Raw genomic sequence first — 4,371 nt, 5'->3', positions numbered from 1 at the left:
AGAGCTTGCGGAACTCCAGCTCGTCGGGCTCTGCGGTCGGGCTGAGGTCGGGGAAGCGGCGCACGAGCTCGCGCAGCGCGATGCGCAGCTCCATCCTGGCCAGCTCCGCGCCGACGCAGCGGTGCAGGCCGTGGCCGAAGGCGACGTGCCGGGTGGGCGCGCGCGTCGGGTCGAAGGTGTCGGCGTCGGGCGTCAGCGCGGGGTCGCGGTTGGCGGCGACGAGGGAGAAGCCGACCACGTCGCCGGCGCGGATGGTGCGACCGTCGGCGAGGGGCACGTCGACGCGCGCGAACCGCGGGAAGGCCACCTGGACCACGGTGAGGTGGCGCAGCAGCTCCTCGACCACCCGATCGGCCGAGCCGTCGTCGGCCAGCAGCAGCTCGCGGGCCGAGGGGTCGCGGGAGACCAGGTAGGCGCCGAGGCCGAGCATGCTGGCCGACGTCTCGTAGCCGCCGAGGAAGACACCGTCGGCCAGGCCCCCGAGGGTGACGTCGTCGAGGTGGTCGCCGTGCTCGGTGAGCAGCCCGCCGATGAGGCCGGGGCCGGGCTCGTCGCGCTGGCGGGCGACGGCCCCGATGAGGAACTCGCGCGACGCGGCGGCCGCGCCGAACGAGCCCACGCCACCCTGGGAGAGGTCGAAGCGGGCGACGCCCAGGGTCGCGAAGTGGCGGCGGTCCTCCACCGGCAGGCCGAGCAGCTCGCAGATGACCTCGAAGGGGATGGGGAACGCGAAGTCCTCGACAAGGTCCAGGTCCGGACCCTGCGCCGCGATCGCGTCGAGCCGCCGGGCCACGATCCCCTCGATCAGCGGCTCCAGGCGGGCCAGCTTGCGCCGGGTGAACTCGGGGGTGAGGTAGCGGCGCAGCTCGGTGTGGAGCGGCGGGTCGGTCATGCCGAGGCCGCCGATCTGCTCCTCGGCACTGCGGCCCTCCTGCGACACGAACTGCCCCAGGTCGTTGGAGAAGGACGTGCCGTCGGCCAGCAGCGCGCGCGTGTCGCCGTACGACGTGACCAGCCAGACGCCGCGGCCGAAGAAGTCGCCCAGCCGGGCGACCGGGGCGTGCTCCCGGAGCTCGCTGACCTCGGTGACCGGGTCGAGCCCGTCGCGCCGGAAGGGGAAGGTCAGTCGGTCGGGCATGCGCCGCAGCGCCCTGAGGTCGAGGGCACCGCCCCGCATGGTCCGAGCCACGACCAGGCGGCCGATGGCGGACGTGACGCGGGACCTGAGGCTCATGGGAGTGATTCCACCGCATCCGGGACACCGACGCATCGGTAATGCACCCTGAGTCGCCCCTGAACCGCAGTCAGGGGCGCGCTGGCAGCATGCGCTCGACCAGGGCACGCGTCGCCGGCACCTGGTCGGCGCCGGGCCGGTGCACGAGCCCCACGTGGCGCGTGCCGAGCGTGGCCGAGGACCTGACGACGACCTCCGGGTGCTGGAAGGCGTCCAGCGCCGACCGGGGCAGCATCGTCACGCCGAGCCCGGCCGCGACCAGTGCCTGGACCGCCACGTAGTCGTCCGACTCGTGGGCCAGGCGCGGCTCGAAGCCCGCCGCCCGGCAGCAGTCGACCAGGTGCTGCCGGCACCGGGGACAGCCGCCGATCCAGGTGTCCTCGGCCAGCTCGGCGAGGCGTACGGCGCGGCGCGAGGCCGCCGGGTGGTCGGCCGGGAGCACCAGCTCGACCGGCTCGACGCCCAGCGGGATCCAGGTGAGGTCGCCGTCGTCGGGCGGCGGCCCGTCGTACCCGAAGACCAGTCCGAGGTCGGCCTCGCCCTCCCGGATCGCGGCCCACGTCTCGGGCGGCTCGGCCTCGACCATGCCCACCTCGACCGAGGGGTGGTCGCGGCGCAGCAGCCGGAGCGCCGCGGGCACGATCGTCGCGGCGGCGGACGGGAAGGCGATGATCCGCACCCGGCCGCCGCGCAGCTGGGCCAGCGACGCCATCTCCTCCGCGGCCATGTGCAGCTCCCCGGCGACCGCGTCGGCCCGGCCGAGCAGCAGGCGGCCGGCCTCGGTGAGGGTGACCCCGCGGGTGCTGCGCACGAGCAGCGGCGTGCCGGCCTCGCGCTCGAGCCGCTGGAGGTGCTGGCTGACCGCGGGCTGGGTCCAGCCGAGCTCCCGGGCCGCGGCGCTGAGCGAGCCGGCGCGCGCCACCGTGCGGAAGACGAGCACCCGACGAGGATCCATGCCTCCAAGCATGGCTTATGGCCCCGGCAACGAGAAGAGGTCTACCTTGGATCTCCCGCCAACGTCATGCTGAACCCATGCAGACCATCGGACTCATCGGCGGCATGAGCTGGCACTCGACGGCCAGCTACTACCGGATCGTGAACGAGACGGTGGCGGCGCGCCTGGGCGGCCACGCGTCCGCCCGGATCACCCTGCAGTCGCTGGACTTCGCCGAGGTCCGCGCCTGCCAGCTCGCGGGCGACTGGGACCGTGCCGCCGCGCTGCTCACCGACGCCGCCCGCGCGTGCGTCGCCGGCGGCGCCGACGTGGTGGCGATCTGCACCAACCTCATGCACAAGGTCGCGCCGCAGGTGGAGGCCGGCATCGACGTGCCGCTGGTGCACATCGCCGACGCGGTGGCCGGCCTCGCCGCCCCGCAGGGCTGGGACCGGCTCGGCATCCTCGGCGCCCGCTGGGTGATGGAGGAGACGTTCTACGCCGACCGGCTCGGCCGCCACGGCATCACCGCGCTCTCCCCCGACGCGGCCGACCGCGACCTCGTCGACCGCGTGATCTTCGACGAGCTCACCCAGGGCCGGGTCGAGGACGCCTCCCGCCGCGCCTACGTCGAGGTGATCGAGCGGCTGGCCGCCCGCGGCGCCCAGGCCGTCGTGCTGGCCTGCACCGAGATCGGGCTGCTGGTCTCCCCCGCGGACAGCCCGCTCCCGCTCATCGACTCCGCCGACGCCCACGCCCGGGCACTCGCCGAGGTCGCGCTCTCCCCCGCCTTCGCCTGACCTCCCCGCCCCCCTGCTCGGCGGTCGAGTAGCGAGCGCCCCGCTCGGTGGTCGAGGTGGGTGGTCGAGTAGCGAGTGCCCCGCTCGGTGGTCGAGGTCGGTGGTCGAGTAGCGAGCGCCAGCGAGCGTATCGAGACCCAGTCCCACGACCGCTGGGGCGTCAGAATGACTTCTTCGCCAGCTGGGGCAGGGCTTCGTACTCGCCTCGGATCAGCGCGAGCCTCTTGGCCCGGCTCCAGCGCTGCACCTGCTTCTCCCGTGTGAACGCGGCTCCGACGTGCTCGTGCTCCTCGCTCCACACGAGAGTGACCGGTCGGCGAGTGCGGGTGTAGGCGGCGCCCATGCCGATCTGGTGCTGGTGCAGACGGGTCGCGAGATCGCGGGTGCTGCCGACGTACAACGAGCCGTCGGAGCACTCGAGCATGTAGACGTAGGGCATCGGGCAAGGCTGGCAGCGGCAATGAGATGCGGCCAGCCGCGGCGGACGTGCCTGTGGAGAGAGGGGGTCTCGATACACCCCGCTCGTTCCTCGCGGGGCACTCGACCACCGAAGCCCGAACACCCGACCACCGATCCCCGCGGCTCATTCTTCGCGGGGGTCTCGATACACCCCGCTCGTTCCTCACGGGGCACTCGACCACCGAAGCCCGAACACCCGACCACCGATCCCGGACACGTGATCTCGCTGAGCATCACCGAGATCGTCGTGGGCAGCCGCAGCCTCGGCTACCTCGCCGCCGGCGAGGACGTCACCGGCCGCCTGCGCGCCGAGCACGCGTCAAGACCGCGCTGCGCCGCGAGCACGAGGCGGTGATGCGCCTGCAGGAGGTCAACCGCGTCAAGCAGGACCTCGTCTCGACCGTCAGCCACGAGCTCCGCACGCCCATCACCAGCATCCACGGCTACACCGAGCGGCGCGACGGCGCCTTCGGCGACCTCACCGCGGCGCAGATCGACGCCGTGGAGCGGGTGCGCCACAACTCCAGCCGCCTCGAGGCCCTGGTCAACGACCTCCTCGTGCTCGAGCGCGCCGAGATCGGCAACCTCGACCTCGAGTTCGGCAGCCTCGACCTGCGCGAGACCGTCCACGGCGTCACGCACGCGTGCGAGGAGATGCTGGAGGGGCGCACCCTCGACGTCGACCTGGACCTCGCGAGCACGCCCGTCCCCGTCTACGGCGACCGCGTCGCCATGGAGCGGGTGCTGGTCAACCTGCTCAGCAACGCCGTGAAGTTCACGCCGCGCGGCGAGGTCGTGCTCGGCGAGCGCCTCGACGAGGCCGGTGCGCTCGTCTTCGCCGTCCGCGACACGGGCATCGGGATCCCCGCCGACCGGGTGGACCGGCTGTTCCGGTCCTTCAGCCAGGTCGACGCCTCGACGACGAGGGTGTACGGCGGCACCGG

Annotated in this window: 6 protein-coding genes; 3 read left to right on the top strand and 3 right to left on the bottom strand. The window is 73.3% G+C overall.

The window, feature by feature from the left end; genetic code table 11:
• Positions 1-1,234: cytochrome P450 (locus QZX64_RS13655; RefSeq protein ID WP_295660852.1), on the bottom strand; the 1,234-nt coding region annotated here is incomplete at its 3' end.
• 70 nt (positions 1,235-1,304) lie between these two features.
• Positions 1,305-2,189, bottom strand: coding sequence for a LysR family transcriptional regulator (locus QZX64_RS13650; RefSeq protein WP_295660849.1), 885 nt, complete (start codon positions 2,187-2,189; stop codon positions 1,305-1,307).
• Between the two features lie 77 nt (positions 2,190-2,266).
• Between QZX64_RS13650 and QZX64_RS13645 the strand changes: the two genes are divergently transcribed.
• The gene (locus QZX64_RS13645) at positions 2,267-2,968 is read left to right on the top strand and encodes an aspartate/glutamate racemase family protein (RefSeq protein ID WP_295660847.1); all 702 of its coding nucleotides are present in this window, start codon (positions 2,267-2,269) and stop codon (positions 2,966-2,968) included.
• Between the two features lie 160 nt (positions 2,969-3,128).
• Here QZX64_RS13645 and QZX64_RS13640 read toward each other — a convergent pair whose 3' ends face one another.
• Complete coding sequence (locus QZX64_RS13640) at positions 3,129-3,407, bottom strand: GIY-YIG nuclease family protein (protein ID WP_295660845.1); 279 nt, start codon at positions 3,405-3,407, stop codon at positions 3,129-3,131.
• Positions 3,408-3,644: 237 nt separating this feature from the next.
• On the opposite strand from QZX64_RS13640, the gene QZX64_RS13635 reads away from it, so the two are divergent.
• Both QZX64_RS13635 and QZX64_RS13630 read left to right on the top strand, forming a co-directional pair.
• Entirely contained in the window at positions 3,645-3,782 is a 138-nt protein-coding gene (locus QZX64_RS13635; RefSeq protein ID WP_295660843.1) for a hypothetical protein, read from the top strand.
• The coding region (locus tag QZX64_RS13630; RefSeq protein ID WP_295660841.1) for a cell wall metabolism sensor histidine kinase WalK at positions 3,782-4,371 on the top strand (590 nt) is incomplete at its 3' end. The genes QZX64_RS13635 and QZX64_RS13630, both read left to right, overlap by 1 nt.

It is taken from the genome of uncultured Nocardioides sp. (genome assembly GCF_902805925.1).
GTDB lineage: Bacteria > Actinomycetota > Actinomycetes > Propionibacteriales > Nocardioidaceae > Nocardioides.
The sequence above is the reverse complement of the archived record's forward strand: the minus strand, read 5'-3'. Positions and strand labels throughout refer to the sequence as shown.